The organism is Pedobacter yulinensis, assembly GCF_003029735.1.
Taxonomy (GTDB): domain Bacteria; phylum Bacteroidota; class Bacteroidia; order Sphingobacteriales; family Sphingobacteriaceae; genus Pedobacter; species Pedobacter yulinensis.
In genome coordinates this window covers 968,775-991,265 of the sequence record NZ_KZ686268.1, presented here as the reverse complement: position 1 = coordinate 991,265, position 22,491 = coordinate 968,775, and the positions used below count along the sequence as shown (strand labels likewise).

Below are 22,491 nucleotides of genomic sequence, written 5' to 3'. Positions count from 1 at the left end.
ACTTTAGCAAAGGATACCTACTTTTAGTGAAAGATTGGCAGGAAAAATGAATAAAAATTGGAAGCAAACGTTTGATATTGCAGAAAAACCGCAAAGAAAAATTTTAGGGCTGATGTCAGGCACATCGCTCGACGGACTGGACATCGCGCTTTGCGTGCTCGAAGGCAGCGGACGGAAAACACGTGCCCGGGTTTCGCATTTCAAAACAGTTCCCTATACCGCAGAATGGCGAGCCGCGGTCAAAGCCATTTTCTCAAAACGCGACGCCGACCTCCAGCAGGTCTGCCTGCTGAATGAACAGACCGGGATACTTCATGCAGAAATGATCCTGTCTGCACTGAAAGAATGGGGCCTGCAGCCTGAAGATGTAGACCTGATTGCCAGTCACGGACAGACGATTTTTCATGCACCCCGGTCGCTTCATGGTATGCCGGCCTACCCGAACGCCACCCTGCAGATCGGCGACGGTGACCACATTGCCATGCGAACCGGCATCATTACACTCTCCGATTTTAGACAGAAACACCTTGCAGCCGGCGGCGAGGGCGCACCCCTTGCGGTATACGGCGATTACCTGGTCTTTTCTAAAGCCGGTGAAAACCGGATCATGTTAAATATAGGCGGCATCGCCAACTTTACTTTTTTACCGGCCGATGAGGAGGCAAGCAGGGTTTTTTCGACTGATGTTGGTCCCGGAAATACGCTGATGGACCAGTACATGCAGCAGCAGTTTGGCCGCCACTATGATGAGGACGGGAAGGTGGCCGGGAAAGGCATGGCGAATGAACAATTGCTCGCTGCATTGCTCGATCATTCCTTTTTCGGGGCAGGTCTGCCCAAAACAACCGGGCCCGAGCTTTTCAACCTGGCCTACCTGGAAGCCGCACAGCTCAAAACCGGCACAACAGGCCTTAGCCCCGAAGATGTCATGGCCACACTGAGCCATTTTTCTGCACGCAGTATTGCCGACGCCATCAAGGCAACGGGAGAAAACGAACTGAAAATCTTCATGAGCGGTGGCGGTATGCACAACAATGTGCTGACTTCGCGGCTACAGGCGGAACTGCCGGGGGCATCATTTTTTACGACTGCAGACCTGGGAATAGATCCGGATGCAAAAGAAGCCTTGTTGTTTGCTATCCTCGCAAATGAAACGATGGCGGGCGAACCGCAGCCCTTTTCGGCAGGCTCGGGCATTCCGCCGGTATGCATGGGTAAGGTCTCTTTTCCGTTCTGACCCTAGAGGATCTGCAAGTCGCCGATGCGGAAGGGGTCAAGCTCAGGAACGTCGCTGTCGAGCTCGGTGATCATGTAACTCAGGTTGTCTAGCGATGCGACTTTCAACTTCAGGGAGGTATTCAGTTTTTCAGAAATGCAAAGCACGGCTGTTCGCTTTGAGGCGGTAAGCATGGCCTTTTTGAGTTGGTTGATCTCCCAGTCTGTATCGGTAAGGCCCTTTTCAGGATCGATGGCACTGGTTCCAAGCAGGCAAAGGTCTGCATTGATCTCGGCAAGTTGGGCAATAACATGGCCGCCGTAAGCAACCTGCGAATTTTTCGAATAAAGGCCACCGATGAGTACCACCTCGATGTTTGTGTACTTGGCCAGCTCAATGGCAACCATGGGGCTGATGGTAAAAAATGTGGCGTGCAGGTTATCGGGAAGCAGTTTTGCGAGTTCGATAATGGAGGTACCGCCGCCGGTCAGCACCATCATACCGTCTTTGATCAGGGATATGGCTTTGCGCGCAATCACGATTTTCGCATCACGGGCATAGACCTCGCTGTCATCGAACCCTGACTGGTAGGAACGGGAAAGTGCACCACCATGAACCTTATAAAGGCGGTTTTCATCAGACAGTTCCTGCAGATCGCGGCGAATGGTGTCTTCGGATACCGACAGCAGTTGAACGAGATCTGAGGTAAGCACGCGGTTATGCAGATTGATCTGCCGCATGATATAATCGTGTCTTTCCTTCTTAAGCATAGTTTTTTCGAAAATAAACAAAAAATTGATTTTCCAAATTACATTGCGGCTTTCTGCGTGTTTATTTTGGATTTTTTTTGAACAGCGCAAAAAAATGCAGAAATTTATATGCTTTATCTTGTTTTTTTTCAGATATTTAGCAGAACAAACTATAGATGCGTGTTAATGCGTGTTTAACCAAACAAAACCAACTTATTTAATTATTTTAAAACCAAGCTTTCATGAAAAGAAAATTACTCCAAATTTTAATGGGGTTGCTTTTCTGCTATGCCGGTGCATTCGCCCAGCGAATATCGGTTAGCGGAAGGGTTACATCTGCGACTGACAAGGATCCCATGCCGGGGGTATCGGTACGGGTAAAGGGAACGCAAAACGTGACACAAACCAATGCTGAGGGCAGATACAGCATCTTCGCAGTGAGGGGCGATGTGCTGGTATTCAGTTTTGTTGGCACTGTGCAGCAGGAGCGCACGGTCTCAGGGACAACGCTCGATGTACAACTGGCCAACGACGCGACCTCGTTGCAGGACATCACGATTACAACGGCTTACAACGTCGAGCGTGACAAAAAATCGATTGGTTACGCAACCACGACCGTTAAAGGCGATGAGGTCACGCAAACTGGACGGGAAAATTTTGTTAACGGCCTGGCCGGACGCGTACCGGGGCTCGCTATCAATCCTACAAACGGCGATCCGGGGGCCTCTTCCCAAATCGTGCTTCGTGGTATTGTGTCAATCAGTGGTGACAACCAACCACTGATGGTTCTTGACGGTGTACCGATCGACAACTCGGTCGTTAACCAGATCAACACGACTTTAAATGGCAATAACCGAGGCCAGGATTACAGTAATCGGGCATCGGACATTAACCCTGCAGATATTGAGACCTATACCATTTTGAAGGGGCCGGAAGCCACAGCACTTTATGGTAACCTGGGTGCAAACGGTGCAATCATTATCACAACCAAAAAAGGAAAGGCGGGAAAAGCGAGTGTATCTTACAATGGATCGCTGCGTATCGAAACTGTAAACAATGCTCCGGAAATACAGCAAGTGTATAGCCAGGGAGCATCTAACGGGGTCTACGACGGAAATTCCAGCTTGTTTTTTGGGCCACGTTATCCTGAAGGCCAGGAAATTTACGACAACATCGGAAACTTCTTTAAGACCGGTACTGCCCAGAAAAACAGCCTCGTCGTTGAAGGAGGCAAAGAGGGGATGACGTATCGCTGGTCTACTGAATATGTAAACAACAAAGGAACGGTACCGAATACGCAATACGAACGTTTCGTAACATCGCTTACCGGTTCAACCGCTTTATCAAAAGCCATCACCATCACTACCCGGTTAAGTTACACCAATGCATACAACAGGAAGGCAAACAAGGGGCTTAACGGCTACCTGATGGGCTTGTTGGCTTTCCCATCAAGATATGACGTTCGGAACTGGATCGATCCGCTTGGCAATCGCGTTCTTACGACAGGTTCAATCTTTACCGAAAATGACAATCCGTTATGGGACGTGAACAAAAACCTTGGACAAGACAAAACAAACACCATCTATGGAAATGCGAACATTACGATCAAACCAACAAAATGGCTAAATATCCAGGGTATTTTCGGCACAGATATCTCCAATACCGATGGTCTTCTTGCTTATCATGCCCAGTCCTATTCAGGATCAGGCAATGCAACTTCACCCAGAGGTGGCGTGATCAATACGTATAACCAGCTAATCAAAAATTACAATGGTACGCTGAACGTAAGCGCAAGACACAAGTATGGAAAGTTCAACAATACCTATATCATTGGCGCCAACATCCAGGATTACACGTCAACGATTAATTCGGCAAGGGGTCAAAACATGTTCGATCCTGATTTTTATAGCATCAACAACACCGCTCCAACTTCACAATCGGCTAAGTTGGCGATCTTCAGGCGCCGGAACGCCGGTGTTTTTGCCCAGGCGATTCTCGGCTATGAGCAACTTGTATATCTGACATTGTCGGGCCGTGTGGATGCAGCTTCACGTTTGCTTCCAAACAATCCTTATTTTGCTTACCCATCTGCAAGTCTTGCCTTTAACTTCAGCGAGCTGGAGGCTGTCAAAAAGCTGGAATGGCTGAGCAGCGCGAAACTTAGAAGTTCAGCAGGCATCACTGGTAAAGAACCCGGAAAATATTATGCCCTCGCTACCAGGTTGATCACAAGTAACTCAACCGGTGGTGGGTTTACCTACGACCCGACTGTTGGTGGTAATCCAAAACTTGTTCCTGAGAAAACATACGACTTCGAGGTCGGAACAGAGCTGAGCTTCCTAAAAAGCCGGATTGGTATTGACTTCACTTATTATCAGCGTCAAAGCCGTGGCCAGATCGTTAGCCCCCGGGTAAGCTATGGCACAGGAACGATTATCAAAATCCTTAACGGCGGCGATGTGCAAAACAAGGGCTTGGAGATCCAGCTTACAGGTGCACCAATCCGGAACAAAAACCTGAGTTGGGACATGACGTTTAACTTCACACGAAACAAGGGAGTCGTGAACGGAATTTCAGACGATCTTCCGGAGTTCTATGAGTCTGATACATGGCTGGTAAACGGTGCACGGTCCTCGTCGCTGCCAGGCAGAAGTACACTGGCCTTAGCGGGACGGGTTAATATGAAAAATAAGGATGGGGAGCTTCTCATCAATCCAAACACCGGCTTGCCTGTGCTGAAAAGCTCATCTGAATTTGAATATTTAGGAGACAGAGCACCTCAGTTCACTCTGGGGTATCTCAACACCATTCGCCATAAAAATCTGAGTCTGTCTTTTCTGCTAGACTTCAGGGTTGGCGGGGACGTATACAACCAAACCGAGTACGAGCTTTACCGCAGGGGCCTGAGTATCAAAACACTTGACCGTGAGCAACCGCGTATACTGAATGGCGTACTCCAGGATGGGCTGGAAAACACGGACAACCCGACCAGGAATAACATCATGATCACGCCTTACCGGTACTCCACTTATTATACCAGCACCACAGGTGGTATCGCACCTGAACAATTTTTTGAGCGGGATATTTACACAATTCGGTTAAGAGACATCACGCTGAACTACGATTTCAGTCCTTCTTTTATCAGCAAGACCGGTTTCATCTCTAGTTTAGGTCTTTATGCTACTTTGACAGACGTATTCCTGATCACCAATTATACAGGTATGGATCCGGACACGAATGGCAATAACCCGAGTACGCCTGGTCCGGGAAGTTTCGGTATCGATTATGGCAGCATGGGACGCCCATTGGGTGTTAACCTCGGCTTAAGAATCAAACTCTAACAAACGAACAAGTAATGAAATCACTACGAATAATATATGTCTTTCTCCTGTTGATCGCCGCCAGCGCCTGCAAAAAGGCACTTGACGTCAATACAGATCCGGCATCGCCGCAAAAGACCAAGCCAGAATACCTGCTGGCACCGATGATTGCCCAAATGGCGATCAACCCTGCATTTGATTATCGCGATGCACAGTTTAATCTGACTCAGAATATGGGCGCACAAACAGAGAACAATGCTTTCGAGCGTCATGGTTTTTCAGCCAGCGACACCGGCGGCGCACTTTGGCGCATGGTTTACATCAGTTTCGGCCTGAACCTGGAAGAGATGATTACCAATGGCGAGGCAGCAGGCGCAAATACCCTTGTAGGCATCGGCTTGGCTATGAAGGCATGGGGTTATCAATTGCTTACCGACTCTCATGGCCCGGTTATCCTGGACGAAGCCTTCAAGGACCAGTTGAAATTTGCATATCAGGATCAGCCAGAAGTTTATGCTAAAGTGCGGCTATGGTGCCAGCAAGCGCTTGTTGCACTGAATAAGCCGGATGTTGGTGACTACTCAAACTTCCTGAGAAATGCCGATCAGCTGTTTGGCGGCGATAAAGCAAAATGGCGTAAATTCATTTACGCGGTTTTGGCCACCCAATACAGTCACCTGACGTCCAAGAATGATTTCAAGACGCGTTATGCAGATAGCGTAGTGAAATACGTGGATCTTTCATTTGCTGCTGCGTCGGAAGATCCGACCATCGGGTTTGCGGGCAACTTCCCTTATTCTAGTACAACTGCTCCCGGAGATGCGAATCCTTTATCTGTATTTGCCGGTATTTTTGGCGCAGCCGGATCTGGCCGTATTGGTCAGCCCATCGTTAATTACCTTTGCGGCGGCGTCAGGGGAACTCCAACTGTCGATCCTAAATCTTCTACAGACCCCAGGCTGACAAGAATGATCAATCCAATGGTCACTACATCGACTGCAACGAACGGTGTATACCGAGGCGTGGTGGCTACACGAGGAGATCTTCCTACAACCAAAACAATTCCGCACGTCTTTGGCATTGCCACCGCTACGGCGCAGGCATTGTTTCCCGGCAAGTATCTGTTCGGGCAAGGTGCGGCAGCAAATGATAAACCGCGATTTCCTTTATTCTCTTATTCGCAGCTGCAGTTCGCCAAGTCTGAGGCGCTGTTTCTGAAGGGTGACAAAGCCGGTGCACTGACATCGTACACCAATGGTATCAGAGGTCATATGGACTTTGTAAATTTGTATGGCCGCAATGGCCTGGTTCAGGCACCTGCAATAACACCTGCAGAAATTACAGCCTATATGGCTTCGAACGAGGTTGTCAAGACAGCCGGAGATCTGACCCTTGCCGACATTATGGGTCAAAAATACATTGCTCAGTGGGGATGGGCTGGTCAGGAGCAATGGTGTGACCTTCGGAAACATCATTATAGTCCGGACGTTTTCAGGCAGTTCAAGCAGCTAGAATCTTCAGAATTTTTCCCGTCGACTCCTGGAAAGTACGCCTATAGAATCCGGCCCCGCTACAACTCCGAGTACATTTTTAATATTGCCGAAATACGCAAGTGGGGCGCAGACAAAAATGAATATACAACCCTTGAAACCTGGTTCAGTTTACCCGATCAATAAGTCATAACATGAAGATTTTTTCAAAAATATATTTAATCCCTGTCTTGGCTATGGCCATTATTGCAGGATGCAAGAAGGAAGAGGGCAACATATTTTCTGACTACGAATTGGTAGATCAGTCATCTATGGCCTTTATTAAGGTAAACTATAACGTTGCTTTCCGTAATAATCCAGCTGCACAACTCAAAATCAACGGCGTGCGCGTCAGTGGAGCAAACCTACAAACCCGTTATCCATTTCCGGGCGGCGGCTTTAATACCTTGGGTGGTTCAACCGGCGATTACCTGCCGGTCATGCCGGGAGCTACGCAGGTGTCGCTTTCAATTCCAAAAAGAGGAACCTCAATAGATTCGGTAAATATCTACCAGACAACTGTCTCCGCTGTGGCCGGTAAATATTATTCGCTGCACGTAGCAGATACGCTCAATACCAAAAGTCTGCTCGTAGAAGAGGATTACAGTCTGCCCGATACAGCATCTATGCGTTATCGCTTTGTTAACCTGATGGCAAACGTGCCGGCTGTCGATCTTTACAATGGGACAGTAAAAGTGGCTTCGGCTATACCGTTTATGGGCATCAGTGAGAAGTTTACGCTGAAATTTAACACTGCTACGCCAATTTCATGGTCCGTTCGCGTTGCCGGAGCACTTCCTACCTCAACTGCATTGGCAACTTACAGCAATGTTAATACAGCATTGAACCAGCGTGTTTACACCATTTTTGCCACCGGTTACAATGGTGTTGGCACTGCATCTACCGAACCAAGACGGCCCTTCGTTGCCCTCTATTATGTCAAATAATAATAATTGATCTTCCTTTCTTAGCCTGGCAGTTTTGCCAGGCTTTTTTTTTGCAAAAAGAAGTATAACCCTTTGTTATATAACGCATTATTGGTTAACTTACTATACAATTAATCAATCGATCCTTATGAACCGCAAATCTTTTTTGTGCGCAACAGCGCTCTGTGAATGTCTGCCCTATCTCCGTGTCGGCGAGGTCAACGCCGCGCCGGCTGTTCCATATCTCCAGGCTCCGGCAAATATTGTGACCGCCCCTGAATATGAACTGCAATACGACTCGTTTGTTTATGGTGCTCTTCAGTTCCGCATCAAGCGTACTTTCGACGATGGGCCGCAGCGGCTTTTGTTAGCCATCCGGTTTGAGGGGTCGTATCAAACTTTTTATGAAGAGGTTGATATTCGGGAAACCGACATGATCGTCACGTTCAATGAATATTCAGGGCCTGGTTTTGCCGATGTTTGGATTGAATCCATTACGCCCATCTAGCGGCACGGCTTGTAAGCCCTTTGCGAAAATCTCTTCCCTTTTGGTCGCGATCAACCGCAAATGAGTCTCTTAATTTATGGCCATAAACGACGCTGATCATTTCACTAGCACGAATAATCGATTTCAGTCCCATAAGAGTAATCAATTCTGTTTCAATAAATAACCGTTTTTAATCACCTAAACCCTAATCCTATGCGTTTCAAAACTTTTATTACGACCGCAGCCTTTGCTGGGATGCTGCTTATCGGAGCCACACAATCTGCCACCGCAGGCGTTGTGCCTCTCAAACCGATTTCTAGCCATGCCGGAAGATTCTCAGAGCCGAGTTACAACCTGGCATACGACTCGTTCGTACTGGGTGCCCTACCCATCTGGGTAACGCGTGATTATGATGATGGCCCAAAACGGCTCACGATCAGCATCCGGTTTGAAGGATCTTCCTATACCAGCTATGAATACATCGATATTTATGGTACAGAAGCACAAGCAACCTTCAATCAATATGCAGGGCCTGGGTTCGTAGAAGTGAACATCGTCGAAATTAATCCCATCTGATAGCGGCGCCAGGCCGACTAACCAACAGCAAGGAGCCTCCGGCTCCTTTTTTTATGCGCCTCCGGGCCGTCTGTCGGGCGGCTTCTAATCACGCTTTAATAATTAGCGACTATAATGTTACAATCTTACAATGCGGTTTTCTGCAGCCTTATGCGTGTTTATATGTTTAAAATTGATTATGATGCAAGGAATGTTCGAAAACATCAGGATATTTACTTTTAAACCCGACAACTTGCGTGTACCTGCATGTTTCGGTTAACAAGACAAAAATTATAACAACAATTATCAAGAGGTTTATGAAAAAAAAACTACTGCTTTTTTTTCTGGTCTTTGTTGGTTTGCTGGCTGAAACATATGCACAGCAAATCAACATTACGGGAAAAATCACGTCGGCCGACGACGGTCAGCCTATCCCTGGCGTGTCGGTTTTGGTCAAAGGAACACAAACAGCCACGCAGTCTGACAGCGAAGGAAATTATTCAATTCGTGCAAACAGCGGCAGCACACTCGTTTTCTCTTATATCGGATCGGTTACCCAGGAGAAACTGGTTGGTTCGACAGCTGTGATTAATGTTAAAATGGGTTCAGATTCGAAGGGCCTGGACGAAATTGTCGTGGTCGGCTATGGTTCTCAGAAAAGAGCGAACATTACTGGCGCGGTGACAACTGTAGACACGAAAGTACTGCAGGCACGTCCCATTACCGATGTTTCCCGTGGTCTTCAGGGTGTTGTTCCGGGATTGACCATCACAACAGCGAGCGGCGACCTCGGTCGTGACCCGGCCATCAGGCTACGCGGCTTGCGTGGGTCTTTAAATGGCGGCGGGGCTCAACCCCTTATCCTCCTGGACAACGTGGAAATCCAAAGCCTGCAATTGCTTAACCCAGATGACATTGAAAGTATCTCGGTATTGAAAGATGCGGCATCGACATCCATTTACGGAACCAGGGCCGCATGGGGTGTTGTTTTGATCACCTCCAAGTCGGGTAAAAAAAATGCACCCAGCAAGATAAACTACACAAACAATTTATCTTGGTCTACCCCGACTACGCTGCAGAAAATTGCAGGTACGGTTGAGGGTGCCGAGTTCGCGCTTGCAGCACTTCAACGCACAAATCCAAACACGGTACAACCCGGTATCGTCGGTATGTACATTGACCAATTGGCGATTCAGAAGATGAGAGATTGGCGCGCACAATATGGCGGACAAGAGCTCGATGACGAAATGGTAATGGGCCGGGATTTCGAGATCAGGGATGGCAAACTGTTCTTCTACCGGCCCTGGGATCCTGCAGAAAGATACATGAGAAAATGGAGTCCGCAGCAAAACCACAACCTCAGCATTGCAGGTGGCAGCGAAAAGACCTCATACAATGTTGGACTGGGATATCTCAACCAAGAAGGTGTGTTGAAGGTAAACCCGGATCAGTTTGACCGGTATAATATTTCGGCCAGCATCAACTCATCGGTAAACAAATGGATCGATGTTCGGGCTAGGATGTTTTATACCAATACGCTGAAAACAGACCCCTTTGGTTTCAGTAGCGCAACCTATGGCCCATATTACTACCTCTATCGCTGGCCGGCATTTTATCCTTATGGCACCTATCAGGGCGAACCCTTCAGAAGCGCTGTAACAGAAACTGAACAGGCGAACATGAACCGTACAAAAACCGGGCTGTCAAGGATCACGGCAGGAGCCACCTTCAAGCCGCTCAAAGACCTGACGGTTGATGTGGACTATACCTATTCTGCAACAAACGAACGCTACAATACAACTGGTGGTGGTACCCGCGGCTGGGACTTCTGGGCGGGATGGCCAGCTGCCGTTTCGCAGAATTACCAACCGGTTTCTTATGATTATACGCTGGTGAGTTCAGACCAAACCGAAGTGAACACTGGTAAGGCCTTTGCAACCTATAACAAAAGCTTTAGCGATCATAACTTTAAGTTCATTCTGGGCGGTGATATCGAGTATTTTCAGAATGGCTACCACAGTTCGCGTAGAAATGGCTTGCTTGATCCGTCGATCGGTTCCATAGCCGGCGCCATCGGCGACCAGTTCGTTACCGGTCGTGACTCGCACTGGGCTACTATGGGCGGCTTTAGCAGGATTAACTATAATTACAAAAACAAATACCTCTTGGAACTAAATGGCCGTTATGACGGATCCTCCAGGTTCCCAAGAAATGAGCTTTGGGGCTTCTTCCCTTCAGCCTCGGCGGGATGGATCGTAACTGAAGAATCCTTTATGAAACCCCTTGCCAAGACGGTGTCATTCCTCAAACTACGGGGATCATACGGCTCTGTGGGCAACCAGGACATAGGAACAACTACAGCCTCATTTTATCCCTTCCTTCCTATCATGAGTCCTTCATCATCGGGCTGGTGGATTGGGAGCACCAACCAGGCCACGATCGGAACGCCGATTGCAATCTCAAGGTCACTTACCTGGGAAACCGTGTCAACATTTGACGTTGGCCTCGACGCCCGGTTCTTCAATAACGCATTGGGTCTAACCTTCGATTGGTACTCCCGGAAGACGACAGATATGCTCACTGCCGGCGTTACCTTGCCCTCGACATTTGGCGCGGGCTCACCACGACGCAATTATGGCGAAATGGAAACCCGGGGATTTGAGCTCAGCGTTGATTACAACCATTCTTTCGATAACGGATTCAAACTGAACCTGATGGCTACGTTGTCGGACTTCCAGGACCGTATTACCAAATTTGCGAACACTACCGCGATTGTGACTGGAAATTATGAAGGCAAGAACCTTGGCGAAATCTGGGGCTTTGAAACCGACCGTTTCTTTAATGAGGGCGATTTTTCCGGACGTGATGCCAACAACAGGTGGGTATTAAAACCCGGTGTCCCTTCACAGTCAAGGTATGAAGCCGGCTACTTCTTTTACGGCCCGGGCGACGTTAAGTATAAAGACTTGAACGGGGATGGAAAGATTGACAACGGTGCAAATACTGTCGACGATCATGGTGACCTTAAAGTGATCGGGAACTCGACACCCCGTTACCAGTATGGCTTCAGAGTGGGCGCAAATTGGAAAGGCTTCGATCTGGACGCGTTCTTCCAAGGTGTAGGCAAACGGGACTTCTGGGCTTCGGGCCCTATCTTTGTACCAGGATGGAACCCTGCAGAGGCATCTTTCGAACATCAAATGGACTACTGGACCCCGAGCAATCCCGATGCCTTTTATCCTCGGCCCGCGCAAGCCAACACACCTGCTGAGGCTGGCCCAACGAACAACTCGAAGAACTTCCTGGTTCAATCTAAATATCTGCTCAACATGGCTTATCTGAGAGCAAAAAACATTACACTCGGATACACCATTCCAACTCGGATATCCAGCAAGATCAAAATCGACAGAATCCGTCTTTACCTGAGCGGTGAAAACCTGTTTACCTTTTCAGACGTCGGTATTCCAATCGATCCAGAGATTGATTATACTGCGGAACAGTCAGATCAGGCTTCATTCGGGCGGGTCTATCCTTACCGCCGGACAATGTCTTTTGGTCTCCAATTAACTTTATAATGTAGGCAATCATGAGAAAAATATATTTATTTCCAATCCTAATTCTTCTCCTCACAGCAAATGGCTGTAAGAAAGATTTTCTGGTAAGAGATCCGCTGGACCTCTTTACCGACGATACGTACTGGCGGACCGAAAAGCAAGTGAGCACATTTGCCTGGGGTTTCTACACGACCTACTTCACAGGATATGGTTCCGGCTTTACTTTTGGCAAATACTTTTCGGGAGAAACACTGAACGATGATCTGACACCCTCTACACCCACGGCGTTCACCAGAACCGTTCCTGCGACCGGCGGAGGTTGGGATTTTGGCATGGTGCGCAAAGCAAACATCTTTATTTCGAGGGTAGCCGCTTCCCCACTGGATCCCGAAATAAGGAACAATTGGACGGGCGTTGGCCGGTTCTTCCGCGCGCTTGAATACCATGAACTGGTTAAAAACTTTGGCGATGTTCCATGGTATGACCAACCCCTGGAGGAAACTTCTCCCGAACTTTACAAGCCCCGCGATCCGATGGTGCTTGTGTTAGACAATATGCTCGCTGATTTCCGTTTCGCAGCGACCAATGTGCGCGCTGTTGACAATGGAACCGGCCCCAAGGGTCAGATCGTGAACCGTGACGTCGTGCTTGCCTTCATGTCGCGCGTGTTTCTGTATCACGGAACACTCTTGAAATATAGCAATGCAAATGCGGCAAAGGCTACTGAATACCTGGAGGCGGCAAAGTGGGCTGCGAACGAGGTTATGACGAAAGGTGGTTATACGCTCGCACCGCGCTACCGTTCAGTTTTTAATTCACTCGATTTAAAGGGAAATCCTGAAGTCTTGTTATACAGGCAATACGGAACCGCACAGAGCACACACTCGCTTGTTAGTTATGTGAACCGTGAACCACAAACCGGCGCATCCAAAAACGCGATTGACAGCTACCTGTGTTCGGACGGACTGCCCGTTGGCGTTTCGCCACTTTATCAGGGAGACAAGACCATTACCAGCGTAATGACCAATCGCGACCCGCGCATTAAGGAAACGTTTGTACAGCAACTTCGCGTGCCGGGATACGCCACGAACTTCTCCAATTCAGGGTATGCCACCATCAAATACCTGCTTGATGACCCGGCTTTACTTGGAACTGCCGAAGCGCTGTCCAGCACAAACACCACCGATGCTCCCATCATCCGATATGGAGAAGTATTGGTCAACTATGCAGAGGCCTGCGCCGAACTTGGTACGCTTACACAGGCAGACCTTGACAAGTCGATCAATGTGCTGCGTGCGCGTCCAGGTATTACCATGCCGAAATTGCAAGTGGTTGGCAACTCCCCTGCGGTTAATGGGGTGGTTTATGACGATCCTTCCAGAGATCCGTCTGTGCCCTCGCTGATCTGGGAGATCCGCCGCGAGCGCCGAATTGAGCTCATGCTGGAAGGTTTCCGCAATGACGATCTCAAAAGGTGGCGGAAGTACGCATATCTTGATACCCGAAATAACCTGACGATTAACCGGGGCGCTTATCTGAAACTCGCGGAATACCCCAAAGCTACAGTAGTTATAGATGGAACGACTGAAGGCTATATTATTCCCTCACCAAAACCCGAAACACAACGCGCGTTTGACAACGAGCGTGTCTATTTCCGGCCGTTGCCGTTAGACCAAATCAAACTTTATAAAGACCAGGGCGTAGACCTAAGACAAAACCCAGGTTGGCAATAAATGTAAATCGCCAGAGCCGGCACGCGAGGTGCTGGCTCTTTTTTATTAATCTCTAATCCCATTGTTATGAAAAAAATGCTTTTATTCATCCTGCTGTCTGTTTCCAGCCTCGCCGGCTTTGCACAAAAGTCAGCTCAAGTAACCGGTGTGCCCGGAAGCACCTGGTACGGACGGTTTACCTGCGATGTGGAAGGGCAAACCACCGAATGCACCATCCAGATTACGCAGATCGACACCGACTGGCCTGCCTGCACCATTGACCAGGTAAATGCCAGCGGATTAAATGTGCAGTCGTTCACTGGTTATGCCAGCATCTATTTCAACCCCATCGCCATGGCCGCTAACCAGCTTGTTGTTTATTACTACAAAGACGGACAGCTGCGGTCATTTACCTATTCGGGCGAAATCTACCACGACTATTAAAAAATCCGCAGCACTAAAAAGGGCAGTACACCGCGGTGTACTGCCCTTTTTATTTTCTCGCTAACGTTGATTAAAACAACTTCCAGCCAAGGCTCAACTGCCATACATTCGGGCGCTGTTTGTAACGATCACTGTTGCTGATGTTACTCAAGCCTGCCTCATAACGAAGATCGACAGCCAGGTTGCCCACATCGACGCCGGCGCCGAACTGCGCTGCAAATGCGTTGTTCTTATAATTTCTGAAATCGGTTGCCTGGTCATATGCAGAAGAGAACGTTGCATTCTCATCCAGAACGAACGATACCACAGGGCCGGCCATAAACCGGAGATTCAATTTGTCTACACCGACCCGCGTACCCAGCAGTACCGGGATGTCGAGGGTCGTAAAGCGAACTTTGCCTTCTGCTTCAACTTCGGTTCCATTGTTGTTCGTAAAACTAACAAAGCGGTTACCCTTACTGCCAAAATACGCTTCAGGTTGTACGTAAAATCCGCTTCCTATGCGGGCCCAGGCACCCAGCTGGTAGCCAAGGCGGTTTTCCTTGCTGGCAAAATCAGTGTTCAGGCTGGCCAGGTTTACACCGGCTTTCAGCCCCAGGTTGAACTGGGCGTGCAGCGATCCGAAGCTCAGGACCAATGCCGCAATCATTAAAATGCTCTTTTTCATGGTTTTCATTTTGAGTTTTTTGAGAACGCAAATTTAACACAAAAAGTGTTCCGCGAACCTGAAGGCCTGCCGCCGGGTGATGTTCGCACATGGCATGGACTTGAGCAGACGGCACCAACCAAAGAAGGCGCATAAAAAAGGCTGCGCAAACGTTTGATCTGCAGCGCCGCACGCTCAGTTAAACGATCTGTTATCCGGCTTTCATTAATCCGGTTGTCTCCTCTCCCCGCCCCCGAAAGACAGACCTGCAATTGATCTTCAGTTCTACGTAGGGAAACACGTTTCGGGCGGTCCAGGCTCATCCGGTTATGCCAGCTGCCGAGCTTTTTGCTCGGGGCCGGCGCCAAAAAACCTGTTATGACCACGCTCATCACCTTTTGAAACAAACGTTTGTGCGGGCTCAATTTTCCTGCGACCGGTTCGGTTTTTTATACTTGCTTTACCTAAATCCAAATAAATGAAACATTTAGTCTTTTCCCTGCTTGTTTGCTGCAGCGTGCTCAGGGTATCTGCGCAAACGGCACACCCTCAAACGGCCCTGCTTCCGCTAGGCGGCAATGGCTGGGTAGACAAAGGCGCGGCGGCGCGCATCGGCAACAAGGGGCTTACATCCTGGTCTGACAAAAACGATGTGGTCAGGATTTGGTTTCGCACTGAAAGCGGTGGTGACCTTGACCTGGCGCTTAAACTACGTGTGCCTGAAGGCCAGAGCCGCATCAGCCTGACCGTTGCCGGAAAAACGCTGACAAAAAACATTGCAAATAAGGAATTCCAGACCGTAAGTCTTGGTAAGGTGAGGCTTAAGGGCCCCGGGTATGTAAAAGCCGAAATACGGGGCATATCTAAATCGGGTGGTGTCTTTGCTGAGGTCAGCGACCTTGAACTGAGCGGGGAGGCAATTGGAAAAGGCCTGACCTACGTAAAAAACAATGAAGGCAATTATTTTTACTGGGGGCACCGCGGTCCGTCGGTACACCTGCAATATGTGATTCCGGAAGCAGCTGCAGACCAGGTTGAGTGGTTCTACAGCGAGATCAACGTTCCGCAGGGTGAAGATAAACAGGGCACCTACTACATGGCCAACGGTTTCAGCGGTGGTTACTTTGGCATGCAGGTTAACTCGCCTACCGAGCGGCGCGTGCTGTTCTCCATCTGGAGCCCCTTTCAGACAGATGATCCGAAATCCATACCTGACAGCATGAAGATCCACATGTTGAAAAAAGGCAGCACCACACGCACGGGTGAATTCGGAAATGAGGGCAGCGGCGGCCAGAGTTACATGCGTTATGCCTGGGAAGCCGGTAAAACTTACGCCTTCCTGGTGCGCGCGCAGGCCGATCAGCAACATCGCACCACGACGTTTACAGCCTATTTTAAGGACCTGCAAAAGGGAGACTGGCAACTGGTTGCCAGTTTTAAAAGGCCCAAATCGGGTGGCTACCTGAAGGGGCTTTATTCCTTCCTGGAAAATTTTGACCCTGCCACCGGCGAACAGCACCGCAAGGGAAACTACGGCAACCAGTGGGCGGTCGATACCAAAGGTAACTGGTATGAAGTAACAAAGGCGAGGTTTACAGCAGATGCGACAGCAAACATGAACTACCGGAAAGACTACGGGGGCGGCACAAGCGATCAAGTGTTCTTTCTTCGGAACTGCGGGTTCTTCAGTGACTTTACGCCTGTAAAAACTCTTTTGGAACGCAAGTCGACCGGCAAATCACATCCGGCGATCGATTTCAGCAAACTGCCCTGATGAAGAAATGACAGCCGCCTGAATGTACGGGATGTCTTTATCGCCTATTTTTATCAAAAAAAAATAGCATGAAAGCAATCATCCTGACCACCGCCGGCGGCCCCGAAAACTTCCTCCTCGCTGAGCTTCCCAAGCCGGTTCCCGGCCCGGGCGAGGTGCTGATCCGCATTGCGGCCATTAGCATCAACCCCATCGACTGGAAAACCAGGAGCGGCAAGGGCGCATGGCCCCTGGTCGCCCAAATACAACCGCTCGTTCTGGGCTGGGATGTTTCGGGCGTCATCGAATCGGTCGGCCCAGACGCGGGCCATTTCCTGCCTGGAGATTCCGTATTTGGTATGGTTAATTATCCCGGCAGCGGAGGCTGTTATGCAGGCTATGTAACCGCACCTGCCAGCCAGCTTGCAAAAAAGCCTGAGCACATTAGTCATGGGCAGGCTGCTGCGACCACCCTGGCTGCACTTACCGCCTGGGACGCACTCTTTACACACGGGCACCTTGCCAGCGGGCAAAAAGTATTGATCCATGCTGCAGCAGGCGGCGTGGGCCATTTTGCTGTACAACTGGCCAAAAATGCGGGTGCTCATGTGGCCGGTACCGCCTCTGCCGAAAAAGCAGACTTCCTGCGCGGGCTCGGCATTGATGAACATGTTGATTACAAAAACGAAGACTTCTCAACCCGGGTACAGGACGTTGACCTCGTGGTCGATACCATTGGTGGCGATACGTTTGACCGCTCGCTGAAAACCTTAAAGCCCGGCGGGCTGATCGTCACCCTGCCAAGTGGCTATGTAGACGACCCGGCAGGGAAAGCTGCAGCAGGAGGCAGGCGCGGGATCCATGTGAAGGTAAGCGCTTCCGCCACGAACATGCAGCACCTGGCGGCACTCCTGGAGAATGGCAAACTTATTCCGCATATTGACAGGGAGTTTAGTTTAGAGCAAATGGCCGATGCCCACCGCGAACTGCAGAAAGGAAGAACGACCGGTAAGATCATTCTTTACCCCTGAGCGGCGGGCCGGTACATCCCCCGAATGACTCAGCGATTCAGAAGTTCCCGGCCCTTTTCGAGCTGTTTGGTCGCAGTTTCACGAGCCAGATTGGCAATTTCCAGGCTTTTCAGCAGTGCCTCCAGTTCTCTGAGTTTTGCCGTTTCACCTTTTTTCTTCCAGTCGCCTCGAAGCTGTCTGATCTTTTCGAAGTCCTGTACGCCTTCGATTAATTTTTCAAACCGAATGGAGGTTTGCGCATCAGGATACACCTGGTATGTGTCGCCGGCTGGCCAGGAAGTGAACCGGCTGTCTTCAAACGGCCGGGCCGGCCAGCTGTTGTAGGCCCACCGCAGGTAGCCGTCAAAGTCTTTGGCAGCTGTGTACCAGCCAATCCACACATGTTCATCAGGACCCGAAAAGGTGAAGCCGTTCGGGTAAGGTTCCGTGCAGCAGGTGTACCAGGTACTGATCATGCCTTGTTTACGTCTGGCTGCCAGCACCTCGGGTTCAAACTGGAACTTGGATGCAATACAATAATCATAAAGAGCGGCCTGGATCTCGGGATGGTAATCGCCGGCCATGGTCAGTTTCCAGGCCGGATCTACAGACTTGACCAACTTAATCACTTCCTGCATGGCTTTCATAGGGCGCTCATCCATGGATATTGCCGTCTTTTCAAACCAGCCTTTTTGACGCAGGTGCCGGCCAAAGTCTTTCAGCATACGCGCCCAGAACTCATTGTAGGCTGCAGAGCCCGGGCTGGCCTTCAACGTATCCTTCCGCCCTGTGGTTTCGTCCTGATAGGTGAATGCCAGCTTCCAGGGGATCATTGTGTAGCAGCTGATCTGTTTATTGATCCCGCAATCCATGACGAACTGCACATATTGATCGAACAGTGTATAATCATACGACCAGTTGCCGTCTTTCTTTTTGGTCCAGGTTATCAGACTGGGAAAATCATCATAGGTCTGGTGGTTCCAGGGCTCATCGATCATGCTTACGGTAACCCTTTTCTGCCCGGCACGGGCCAGCATGGTGTAATAAGGTTTCATGGCGGCGAAGTGTTCGGCACTCCAGGCTTTCAGACCCTGAACCCGAGCAATGGCCACCGGATGCTGCCAGAGATCAAGATCGAAACTGTATGCTGCCGGATCAGGCAGGCGCCTGTCGATGACGGTAATTTTGACCGGAAGGGTGTAGGCCTTGCCGGCATGTACCGTCACCTGTCCCTGGTAGTCGCCTGCTTCGGCTGTCGCCGGAACATCTGCAGTAAGCCAGACGGCCTGCAGGTTGTTGGCTGGTATGTTCTTCGTTTTGGCATTGCTGATGCGGTCTGCCACTTGCGATGAGTCAAAGTCTTTGGTTTTCCGATGTCCGCAGCCTGGCCCGAATTCGTCCGTCCACACCAATTCAACAAACCGTGCATCAAGCTGCGAACCTGCAATGGTGCCACCACCGGCCTTCTTCAGACCGGAGAACGTAACACGCACGTTTTTCAGATCTGACTTACTGCGAACAAGCAGCTGGGTGTGAATGCGTTCTGCTTTCCATGCTCTGGCCTGCCATGTTTTTGACATGTCCGGGCTTGCCTGATCGGGGGCATAACGTACAGAAGAGGAACCGAAGCCCAGTTCGGGATCACTTTGAAAAGCAGAAGCGGGGATATTCAGGGCGGCTGATATAACAAGCAGCACAAGCATCAGGTAAGTTTTCATTTGGTTGTTTTTTCCAAAATAACCTTTTTGCGGTCTGCTGCCAAAACAGCCTTTACGCAAACGCTTGCGTGCGTGGCTAACGGCTTTGCTGCCTGGAAACGAAGAGTCCGCCCAGCACCAGTGCAATACCTGCAATGGTAAAGCGGCTCACCGGCTCGCCGACCAGCAAAGCTGCAATTACAAATCCAAACAGCGGGCACAAAAACAGCCACAAACCTGCCTTGACGGTATCCCTGCTCGTTAACCACAGCCAAAGCTGAACGGCCCCGATAGACACCGGAACAGCCAGCCAGGAAACTGCCAGCCAAAAGGTATGGGTATACTGGTTGCCCGCGGGTTCATAAAAAAAGATCAGGAAAGGCAGGAGCACCAACCCGCCTATCAGGGTCTGCCAGCCATTGATCGTCAGCAGATGGAGGCCATCCCATTTTTTCGCAGAGAAATAAATGGCGGCAAGCGAATAAGAAAACATGCTGGCAAGCAGCACGATCAGGCCTTTGCCGGTTACCTCAGCCTTTCCGAGCAGCGGCCAGGCGGTGCACAGCACACCGGCCAGGCAAATGAACAGGGCCAGCACCACTTTGCTTTCGAGTTTTTTTCCGAGCAACACAATGGCCATTACACTCATAATAACTGGGTTTACTGCAACGGCAAGTGCACCAATGCCGGCCGTTACCTCCTGCATGGCGACGACATACAGGCCCAGGTAAACGGCGATATTCAGCGTCCCGTATATGGCGATCTGCCCCCATTCCCGGCCCCGGGGAAGGCGAAACCGTTTGATCACATGTGCGTAAACAAGCATGATCAGGGCCGCGAGCGCAAAGCGGGATACGGCAATAACCATAGGTTGGGCTACCTGCAGGCCAACTTTTGTAGCGGTTGAAGCCGAAGACCACAGCAGGGCAAAGAGCAGTCCGGCGGCAACCCAGGAACTTTTGTGTTCAGTATTTCTCACGTTAGTACGAAGCGCGAAGTTAAGTCTTTTACCATGCGCTGCTGCGGCCTGTTCAATTTTTTTGCCATTGCCTGAAAGAGGCGCAGCGAAACGCGCATGTGCCCCCCAAATCGTTTACTTGCTCAGTTCGAGCGTATACAGGTCAAAGTTGCCGGCATGGGCACGCAGAACCATTCGCTGTAAGCCGGCCCCGAGTTCGATTCCTGCAATGGTTGTGAGCGCCGTGCCACCTTCGGTGCTTTTTTCAAGCCTGGCGCCAGCCTGCATACCGTTTACTGAAACCGAAACGATGCCAGAGCCCAGCGGATTGGCCGTTCGCAGCACAAGTTTATAGCTGCCGGCCTCAGCCACATTGATCGTATAGGCCAGCCACTCGCTGTTTTCAATATGCGTTACATAGATCTGATTGCCCTTTGCAGCCAGGTCGACACCATCGTTTCGGTAAATGCGCCCCCGGTTGCCGGCGGTATTCTTGCCGGTCGATACCCGGTAATTTGCTGTGTCGAGGTCAAAATAGGCATACCGGTTCCGGCCCAAATCGTAATCGGCCGCCTGGATCAGCAGGTTTTTCTCCAGCACATGCGGCCTGAAAGGCCGCGTCTCGGCAGACTGCGGCTGGCGCAGCATGGCATCCAGAACATCCGCCTGTATCAGATTATTTGCTATTCTCAGGTCGGCAAGAAGTTGCTGCAGGCCGCGCCAGGCAACGGCTGCGCCGGGCTGTGTGCCGGCGCCATTCCAGAAAGCCACCAGTTTATCGTAGTCTGCGTTTGAGCGAACCTGCAGCGGGTTGTTAACGCCCAATTTTTTAAGCGGCCACCATGCCCAGCCTATGTTGTGTTTTTCCAGCAAGGTAATGGCCTCTGTAAACCAGACGTTCGAGTTTTCGCCGGTTTCGCCCAGCCAGGCCGGCATGTTGTAGCGTTCCCTCATTGACAACATATGGGCCACAGCGGCTTCGTCGTTAAAGTTCCAATATTTGTGAAAGCTGAGTGCCATATTTTTGTCCCAGGTTGGAACGATGCCATTGTAATTATTGCCCCATCCATTGCCGGCCAGAATGATGAGGTGCTTTTTGTCTACCTGGCGTATGGCTTTGGTGATATCATGCAGAAGTTCCTGCAACGGGCCGTTATTTTTTTCGCCCGTGCCATTTTTATCTGTTTCCGGATTGGTAAAACCCCAGTTCGGTTCATTGATGAGGTCGTAACCGCCTATCCATGGTTCGCGGGCATATCGCTGCGCCAGCTTGCGCCACAAGGCAATGGTTTTTGTCCTGTTGGCTTCGCTTTGCCAGAGCGAAGGCGAAGAAGGGTCGCGGTCTGAAATGTTGAGGTCGTTGCCCTGGCCGCCCGGTGCCGCATGGAGGTCCAGGATCAGGTACATCTCATTTGCCTTGCACCAGGCCAGCAGGCTATCGGTCATGGCAAAGCCTTTGTCCAGCCAGGTTTGTTTTCCCTTTACAGGTTCGCGGTTTACCGGCAGGGTGTAAAGTGCATAATGCATGGGCAGCCTGACCGAGTTAAAGCCCCAGCGCTTCATCGAGTCAATGTCTGCCCGCGTGGTGTGATCGTTTAGCCAGGCCTCGTAAAAGCGTGCAGTTTTCTCCGGGCCAATAAGGGCTTCGATCCGCTCGCGAATTTTGTGCTGCTGTCCGTCGCGGTTAATGCCGAGCATATAACCTTCCTGAAGCATCCATCCCCCCAGGCCGACCCCGCGCAACAGCACATTCTCGTTCTTTTCGTTCACAATACGCTGGCCGTCTGCCCGCAAAAATCCCTGAGCCCGGGCCTGACTGCCAAAACCCAGCCACAGGAGGATCAGCAGCAGCCGCGGCCACCTTTCTTTAAAATGTATTGACTTATTTTTTATCATATCTGTTTAGTCTGCGGAATAAATTCCCACCAGCAACGA

At 50.2% G+C, this 22,491-nt stretch carries 16 protein-coding genes; 11 read left to right on the top strand and 5 right to left on the bottom strand.

Annotated features, from left to right (window positions below; all coding sequences use genetic code 11):
* Positions 1-46 precede the first annotated feature (46 nt).
* Positions 47-1,237 carry an anhydro-N-acetylmuramic acid kinase gene (locus C7T94_RS04390; protein ID WP_107213952.1) on the top strand — a complete coding sequence of 397 codons (1,191 nt, stop codon included), beginning with the start codon at positions 47-49 and terminating at the stop codon, positions 1,235-1,237.
* Positions 1,238-1,239: 2 nt separating this feature from the next.
* Here the strand turns inward: C7T94_RS04390 and C7T94_RS04385 are convergent, their stop codons facing one another.
* Positions 1,240-1,986, bottom strand: coding sequence for a DeoR/GlpR family DNA-binding transcription regulator (locus C7T94_RS04385; protein WP_107214672.1), 747 nt, complete (start codon positions 1,984-1,986; stop codon positions 1,240-1,242).
* 221 nt (positions 1,987-2,207) lie between these two features.
* Between C7T94_RS04385 and C7T94_RS04380 the strand changes: the two genes are divergently transcribed.
* From C7T94_RS04380 to C7T94_RS04345, 8 genes are all read left to right on the top strand, one after another.
* Entirely contained in the window at positions 2,208-5,306 is a 3,099-nt protein-coding gene (locus C7T94_RS04380; RefSeq protein ID WP_107213950.1) for a SusC/RagA family TonB-linked outer membrane protein, read from the top strand.
* A 14-nt stretch (positions 5,307-5,320) separates the two neighbouring features.
* Entirely contained in the window at positions 5,321-6,961 is a 1,641-nt protein-coding gene (locus C7T94_RS04375; RefSeq protein WP_107213948.1) for a SusD/RagB family nutrient-binding outer membrane lipoprotein, read from the top strand.
* Positions 6,962-6,969: 8 nt separating this feature from the next.
* Complete coding sequence (locus tag C7T94_RS04370; RefSeq protein WP_107213946.1) at positions 6,970-7,761, top strand: DUF4397 domain-containing protein; 792 nt, start codon at positions 6,970-6,972, stop codon at positions 7,759-7,761.
* Positions 7,762-7,888: 127 nt separating this feature from the next.
* Positions 7,889-8,248 carry a hypothetical protein gene (locus C7T94_RS04365; protein ID WP_107213944.1) on the top strand — a complete coding sequence of 120 codons (360 nt, stop codon included), beginning with the start codon at positions 7,889-7,891 and terminating at the stop codon, positions 8,246-8,248.
* Between the two features lie 192 nt (positions 8,249-8,440).
* On the top strand, positions 8,441-8,803 hold the full coding sequence (locus C7T94_RS04360; RefSeq protein ID WP_107213942.1) for a hypothetical protein: 363 nt from the start codon (positions 8,441-8,443) through the stop codon (positions 8,801-8,803).
* A gap of 296 nt (positions 8,804-9,099) precedes the next feature.
* On the top strand, positions 9,100-12,357 hold the full coding sequence (locus C7T94_RS04355) for a SusC/RagA family TonB-linked outer membrane protein (RefSeq protein WP_107214671.1): 3,258 nt from the start codon (positions 9,100-9,102) through the stop codon (positions 12,355-12,357).
* 11 nt (positions 12,358-12,368) lie between these two features.
* Positions 12,369-14,069 (top strand): RagB/SusD family nutrient uptake outer membrane protein, encoded by a 1,701-nt coding sequence (locus tag C7T94_RS04350; RefSeq protein WP_107213940.1) that lies wholly within the window; start codon positions 12,369-12,371, stop codon positions 14,067-14,069.
* 66 nt (positions 14,070-14,135) lie between these two features.
* On the top strand, positions 14,136-14,492 hold the full coding sequence (locus C7T94_RS04345; RefSeq protein WP_107213938.1) for a hypothetical protein: 357 nt from the start codon (positions 14,136-14,138) through the stop codon (positions 14,490-14,492).
* A 70-nt stretch (positions 14,493-14,562) separates the two neighbouring features.
* On the opposite strand, the gene C7T94_RS04340 is transcribed toward C7T94_RS04345, so the two are convergent.
* On the bottom strand, positions 14,563-15,159 hold the full coding sequence (locus C7T94_RS04340) for a porin family protein (protein WP_107214670.1): 597 nt from the start codon (positions 15,157-15,159) through the stop codon (positions 14,563-14,565).
* 457 nt (positions 15,160-15,616) lie between these two features.
* Here C7T94_RS04340 and C7T94_RS04330 point away from each other — a divergent pair, with 457 nt between their 5' ends.
* On the top strand, positions 15,617-16,912 hold the full coding sequence (locus tag C7T94_RS04330; protein WP_107213935.1) for a DUF3472 domain-containing protein: 1,296 nt from the start codon (positions 15,617-15,619) through the stop codon (positions 16,910-16,912).
* A gap of 68 nt (positions 16,913-16,980) precedes the next feature.
* Complete coding sequence (locus C7T94_RS04325; RefSeq protein ID WP_107213933.1) at positions 16,981-17,922, top strand: NADP-dependent oxidoreductase; 942 nt, start codon at positions 16,981-16,983, stop codon at positions 17,920-17,922.
* Between the two features lie 29 nt (positions 17,923-17,951).
* On the opposite strand, the gene C7T94_RS04320 is transcribed toward C7T94_RS04325, so the two are convergent.
* The 3 genes from C7T94_RS04320 to C7T94_RS04310 all read right to left on the bottom strand — a co-directional run bounded on the left by C7T94_RS04320 (position 17,952) and on the right by C7T94_RS04310 (position 22,452).
* Positions 17,952-19,619: a DUF4091 domain-containing protein gene (locus C7T94_RS04320; RefSeq protein ID WP_204353204.1), complete on the bottom strand. Its 1,668-nt coding sequence runs from the start codon at positions 19,617-19,619 to the stop codon at positions 17,952-17,954.
* Positions 19,620-19,695: 76 nt separating this feature from the next.
* Entirely contained in the window at positions 19,696-20,577 is an 882-nt protein-coding gene (locus tag C7T94_RS04315) for a DMT family transporter (protein ID WP_107213931.1), read from the bottom strand.
* A 114-nt stretch (positions 20,578-20,691) separates the two neighbouring features.
* On the bottom strand, positions 20,692-22,452 hold the full coding sequence (locus C7T94_RS04310; RefSeq protein ID WP_107213929.1) for a cellulase family glycosylhydrolase: 1,761 nt from the start codon (positions 22,450-22,452) through the stop codon (positions 20,692-20,694).
* Positions 22,453-22,491: the final 39 nt, after the last annotated feature.

Coding starts and splice junctions, on each gene's coding strand:
- C7T94_RS04390 (WP_107213952.1), top strand. CDS start 47: ATGAATAAAAATTGGAAGCAAACGTTTGATATTGCAGAAAAACCGCAA.
- C7T94_RS04385 (WP_107214672.1), bottom strand. CDS start 1,986: ATGCTTAAGAAGGAAAGACACGATTATATCATGCGGCAGATCAATCTG.
- C7T94_RS04380 (WP_107213950.1), top strand. CDS start 2,208: ATGAAAAGAAAATTACTCCAAATTTTAATGGGGTTGCTTTTCTGCTAT.
- C7T94_RS04375 (WP_107213948.1), top strand. CDS start 5,321: ATGAAATCACTACGAATAATATATGTCTTTCTCCTGTTGATCGCCGCC.
- C7T94_RS04370 (WP_107213946.1), top strand. CDS start 6,970: ATGAAGATTTTTTCAAAAATATATTTAATCCCTGTCTTGGCTATGGCC.
- C7T94_RS04365 (WP_107213944.1), top strand. CDS start 7,889: ATGAACCGCAAATCTTTTTTGTGCGCAACAGCGCTCTGTGAATGTCTG.
- C7T94_RS04360 (WP_107213942.1), top strand. CDS start 8,441: ATGCGTTTCAAAACTTTTATTACGACCGCAGCCTTTGCTGGGATGCTG.
- C7T94_RS04355 (WP_107214671.1), top strand. CDS start 9,100: ATGAAAAAAAAACTACTGCTTTTTTTTCTGGTCTTTGTTGGTTTGCTG.
- C7T94_RS04350 (WP_107213940.1), top strand. CDS start 12,369: ATGAGAAAAATATATTTATTTCCAATCCTAATTCTTCTCCTCACAGCA.
- C7T94_RS04345 (WP_107213938.1), top strand. CDS start 14,136: ATGAAAAAAATGCTTTTATTCATCCTGCTGTCTGTTTCCAGCCTCGCC.
- C7T94_RS04340 (WP_107214670.1), bottom strand. CDS start 15,159: ATGAAAAAGAGCATTTTAATGATTGCGGCATTGGTCCTGAGCTTCGGA.
- C7T94_RS04330 (WP_107213935.1), top strand. CDS start 15,617: ATGAAACATTTAGTCTTTTCCCTGCTTGTTTGCTGCAGCGTGCTCAGG.
- C7T94_RS04325 (WP_107213933.1), top strand. CDS start 16,981: ATGAAAGCAATCATCCTGACCACCGCCGGCGGCCCCGAAAACTTCCTC.
- C7T94_RS04320 (WP_204353204.1), bottom strand. CDS start 19,619: ATGAAAACTTACCTGATGCTTGTGCTGCTTGTTATATCAGCCGCCCTG.
- C7T94_RS04310 (WP_107213929.1), bottom strand. CDS start 22,452: ATGATAAAAAATAAGTCAATACATTTTAAAGAAAGGTGGCCGCGGCTG.